Source organism: Streptomyces calidiresistens, from assembly GCF_014141525.1.
Taxonomy (GTDB): domain Bacteria; phylum Actinomycetota; class Actinomycetes; order Streptomycetales; family Streptomycetaceae; genus Streptomyces; species Streptomyces calidiresistens.
In genome coordinates, this window is sequence record NZ_VKHS01000475.1 from 1 (window position 1) to 4,397 (window position 4,397).

Annotated in this window: 6 protein-coding genes; 1 reads left to right on the forward strand and 5 read right to left on the reverse strand. The window is 73.8% G+C overall.

Translation table 11 applies throughout. From position 1 onward, the window contains the following. Together FOE67_RS17915 and FOE67_RS30660 are read right to left on the reverse strand one after the other, a co-directional pair. A partial coding sequence (locus FOE67_RS17915) for an acyl-CoA carboxylase epsilon subunit (RefSeq protein ID WP_228474004.1) occupies positions 1 to 275 on the reverse strand: 275 nt, incomplete at its 3' end. A 407-nt stretch (positions 276 to 682) separates the two neighbouring features. After that, positions 683 to 976 carry a winged helix-turn-helix domain-containing protein gene (locus FOE67_RS30660; protein WP_182665505.1) on the reverse strand — a complete coding sequence of 98 codons (294 nt, stop codon included), beginning with the start codon at positions 974 to 976 and terminating at the stop codon, positions 683 to 685. Between FOE67_RS30660 and FOE67_RS30665 the strand changes: the two genes are divergently transcribed. Continuing rightward, complete coding sequence (locus tag FOE67_RS30665) at positions 902 to 1,204, forward strand: TetR family transcriptional regulator (protein ID WP_182665507.1); 303 nt, start codon at positions 902 to 904, stop codon at positions 1,202 to 1,204. The genes FOE67_RS30660 and FOE67_RS30665 overlap by 75 nt on opposite strands. Positions 1,205 to 1,627: 423 nt before the next feature. On the opposite strand, the gene FOE67_RS17930 is transcribed toward FOE67_RS30665, so the two are convergent. From FOE67_RS17930 to FOE67_RS17940, 3 genes are all read right to left on the reverse strand, one after another. Next, positions 1,628 to 2,608, reverse strand: a complete 981-nt coding sequence (locus FOE67_RS17930) for an RNA polymerase sigma factor SigF (protein WP_438874246.1) — start codon at positions 2,606 to 2,608, stop codon at positions 1,628 to 1,630. A gap of 38 nt (positions 2,609 to 2,646) precedes the next feature. Then, entirely contained in the window at positions 2,647 to 3,060 is a 414-nt protein-coding gene (locus tag FOE67_RS17935) for an ATP-binding protein (protein ID WP_143624358.1), read from the reverse strand. Between the two features lie 266 nt (positions 3,061 to 3,326). Continuing rightward, positions 3,327 to 4,295 carry a 1-aminocyclopropane-1-carboxylate deaminase/D-cysteine desulfhydrase gene (locus FOE67_RS17940; RefSeq protein ID WP_182665509.1) on the reverse strand — a complete coding sequence of 323 codons (969 nt, stop codon included), beginning with the start codon at positions 4,293 to 4,295 and terminating at the stop codon, positions 3,327 to 3,329. Between the last annotated feature and the right edge of the window lie 102 nt (positions 4,296 to 4,397).

Here is a 4,397-nt window from a genome sequence, read left to right on the forward strand (position 1 = left end):
CGGGCGCCGGGGGAGCCGCGCCGGGCCGATGGGGGACCCGCGGAGGTCGTCCCCATCCGGTGGGTGTCCTCCTCGACGGGTTCGCGGCGTCCCCACTCGGCCCTCGCCGGTCGGGAACGGTCGGCGTCGGTTCCCCCACCGGGAGTGCCGGTCACGGCGACCGGCACGGCGGTCGGGGCGGCCGGCTCCTCGGGAGAGGGGTCGCCCCGCTCGATCCGCAGCAGCGGCTTCCCGTCGGAGGGTGCGGGCAGCGGTGGGTCCCCGATGGGGGACATCGATGTCACCGGCCGATCGCGGACGGGGTCCCGCCCCCACCACCGCATGGCTCTCGGCGGCCGACATGGCACGACCGTGGGACGTGCCGAGGGGAATCGTGTACCGGTTGGCGGGGGAGCACGGCCGGCGACGCCGTGGACGGGGAAGGCGCGGGAACCACCACGAAGCGGACGTCACCGCTTCCTTCGAGCGTCGGCTCCGGACCCCGGCCCGGGCGTGGAGCCGCCCCGGAGGTCGCGGCGAGGCGGGCGGTGTCCGACGCCGCCCCGGCCCCGGGGGACGGGGCCGGGGCGGCGCATCGACTTCCCCGTCCCCCACCGGGCGGGTCGCCCCCGGCCGAGCCGGAAACGAATGCCGCGGACGGTGGGGATCCGATTCTTCGAGCCCGGCTTGTTCCTCAGGGTGCTCACGTGGGTGTCGATCGTGCGGCTTCCGAGCGTCGACCCGACGGGGCTCCCCGGATCTCCGACATCAGCTGCCGCCGGGAGGCCACCGTCTCCGGTTGCCGGGCCAGGTGGTGGAGAAGATCGAATTCCTCGCGGGTCGTTCGGACGGGGCGACCCTCCAGCCCGACCTCGCGCCTCGCGGGATCGATCTCCGGCGGGCCGTGGGCGATGCGGAGTCCGTGGGGTTTGCCCGGGCAGTCGTCGGCTTCCGACCGAAGCCCCGGGCGGCGGAGGTACTCGGCGAACGCGCCCACCAGGCGACCACCATCGCCGAGATCATCGAGCGAGCCGGGGTGACGAAGGGGGCGCTGTACTTCCACTTCCCGTCCACACGGGCCCTCGTCGAAGCGATCATGGCGGAACGGACGTCGAGTGTCGCTTCGGTGGAGGGGGCCTCCCCCTCCAGCAGGCCATCGAGATGTCCCGGGAGGTCGCGCGGGGACTTCGCGGTGACCCCGTGCTCCGGGCGGGAACCCGGATAGCCATCGACACGCTATTCGACGAGAAACCACTCAACCCCTTCGGCGAGTGGCGGAAAGTGCCGGCCCCATACCCGGAGCTCGGCCGTGAGCTCGGGGAGGTGTGGCCCCACGTGGACGTCCGGCGGACCGCCGGACTGCTCGTGGCCTCCTACACGGGACTGAACCTCTTCTCCACGGCCGAAACCCACGGGGCCGACCTACCGGCCGGAGTGGCCCATCCGTGGGAGACCTTCCTGCCCTCCATCGCCCACCCCGCCGTGATATCGCGCCTCCGCTGCGGCGGCTCGACGTCGATCGGGGAGGCGCGGGAGGCCGTTGCCCTCGGCGTGGGAGGCGACGACCTCCCCGCCGGACAGGCGGTGCGGGCCCCGGGCCCCGCATCGTCCGGCAGCGGGGTTCCGCTCACCGGCGGAACCCCGTCGCTCACTCCTCGACGAGCAGCTTCTCCCGCAGCTGCGCCAGCGTCCGCGCCAGCAGCCGGGAGACGTGCATCTGCGAGATCCCGACCTCCTGCGCGATCTGCGACTGGGTCATGTTCCCGAAGAACCGCAGCATGAGGATCTTCTTCTCGCGCGGCGGCAGCTCCTCCAGCAGCGGCTTGAGCGACTCCCGGTACTCCACGCCCTCCAGCGCGTCGTCCTCGGCCCCCAGGGTGTCGGCCACCGCCGGCGACTCGTCATCGGTGTCCGGCACGTCCAGCGAGAGCGTGCTGTAGGCGTTGGCGGACTCCAATCCCTCCAGCACCTCCTCCTCGGAGGTGTTCAGGCGCTCCGCCAGCTCGTGCACCGTCGGCGCGCGACCGTGCAACTGCGACAGCTCCGCCGTCGCGGCGCTCAGCGACAACCGCAGTTCCTGCAACCGGCGCGGCACCCGCACCGCCCAGCCCTTGTCCCGGAAGTGCCGCTTGATCTCGCCCACCACGGTCGGCGTCGCGTAGGTGGAGAACTCCACCCCGCGCTCCGGATCGAACCGGTCCACCGACTTGATCAGACCGATCGTGGCGACCTGGGTCAGGTCGTCCAACGGCTCGCCGCGATTGCGGAACCGCCGCGCCAGGTGCTCCACCAGCGGCAGGTGCATCCGCACCAGCCGGTCCCGCAGCTCGGCGCGCTCGGGCGACCCGTCGGGCAGGGCGCGCAGGGAGACGAACAGGTCGCGGGCGGCGGCCCGGTCCCGCGAGTCGGCCGACCCGCCCGTGCGGCGGGAGCCGGAGCGTGCGCCGGGCAGGCGGGGGTCGCTCCCCGGCGAGCCGACCGCGTCGGTCGGCTCCTCGGCCGCCTCGACGGGATCGACCGTCTCGACGGGATCGGCCGCCTCGACGGGATCGACCGGATCCGTCGTGTCCCGGAGACCCGGGACGGCGGTGCCCGCCATCCGCTCCACCTCGTTCACTTCCGCGTTCACTTCTGCCCCCTCCTCGGGTGGCGGTCCCGCTCTCCCGCTCACGGCGCCCCGGACGCCGCGCCGCGCTTCTTGTGCAGACTGATGCTGACCGTCCGGTCCTCGGCGACGGCCGACTCCACCTCGCCGGCCAGCGCGCTCAACACCGTCCACGCGAAGGTGTCGCGCTCCGGTGCGTGGCCCTCCGTGGTCGGAGCCGAGACCGTCACCCGCAGCGCGTCCCCGATCAGGGTGAAGCGGCACTCCAGCGTGGAACCCGGGGTCGCCTGCTGGAGCAGGATCGCGCAGGCTTCGTCGACGGCGATGCGCAGATCCTCGATCTCGTCGAGCGTGAAGTCCAGCCGCGCGGCCAGACCGGCCGTCGCGGTCCGCAGTACGGACAGGTAGGCACCCGCCGCCGGCAGCCGAACCTCGACGAAGTCCTGCGATCCGTCCTCACCTGGGATCTCGGACACCCTCACCTCCACTGTGACTCCCACGACGGCGACGCCCCCCGACGTCGCCCGTGAACCCCTTGCCGGCATGACGCGACCCGATGGTCACGGGCTCGCCCCGTGACGTTATCGCGTCGCACGGGGGACTGTCGCCGTATCACTCATCGTAAACCCGCAGGTGCGGGCCGTCGTGGTCCGGGGGCGACGAATTCCGCCCGGAGCGGAGGATGTTGGACTTTTTCGGCTCCCTCCGGGAGTATCCGGGTCCGCCCGGCGGTTCGGGGAGGTCAACCGGTGACGACGGCGGCCACCACGGTTCCCCGGGGGAAGGCGCCCGCTGCCGTCAGCTCCCGCAGTGCCCACAGCACCTTCGCGACGTACACGCGATCCAGCGACGGCAGCCCGTGGCGGTCGGCGAAGTCCAGCGCGAACTCCTCCAGCTCCGCCGGCACCCGGGCGAAGCCGCCGTGGTGGAAGCGGTCGTCCACCGACCACCGCCCGCGCGGACCGCCGAACGCTTCCCGCTGCAGGGCGCGCACCGCCTCCCCGTGGAAGCCCCCGCGCAGCACCGGGATGCCGAGCGCCCGCGTCCCGGGGGCCAGCCCCGCCGCCAGCCCGGCCAGGGTCCCGCCGGTGCCGCAGGCCACCGCCACCACGTCCGGCCGGGGGTCGGCCGCCGCCAGCTCCCTGCCGGGCACCACGCAACCGCGCACCGCCGCCGCGTTCGTCCCGCCCTCGGGCACCAGGCGGAACGGCCCGAACCGCTTCCGCAACCCGGCGACGAAATCCGGGTCCGCACGGCGCCGGTACTCGGACCGGGTGACGAAGTGCGGACGCATCCCGTCGGCCAGGCAGGCCGCCAGGGAGGGGTTCGGTGGGCGGTCGGCCAGCTCCTCCCCGCGCACCACACCGATCGTGGACAACCCCAGAAGACGTCCGGCGGCGGCGGTCGCCCGCAGGTGGTTGGAGTGGGCACCGCCGAAGGTCAACAGCGTGCGGTCACCGGTCGCCACGGCCTCCCGCAGGGTCGGCACCAGCTTGCGCCACTTGTTGCCCACCACCTCGGGGTGGAGCAGATCCTCCCGTTTGAGGAACAGCCGCACGCCGTGCCGGGCGAACCGCTCGTCGTCCACCTCGGTCAACGGGGACGGCGGACGCTCCCGCAGCAGCTCGGGGACCCCATCCGTCCCGGTCTCCGCGGCGCCGCCCCGCGCGTCGCGCGGCCCTCCGCCGCCCTCGTCCCGCCCGTGCTCCATCCCGCCATTCTGCGGGGCCGGTGGGTGGGTGGCGGGGTCGGGGGTCCCGGCTCGGCGGCCCCCGACCGGCCCTCCGGACGGGTCGGTGCCCCACTCGTCGTG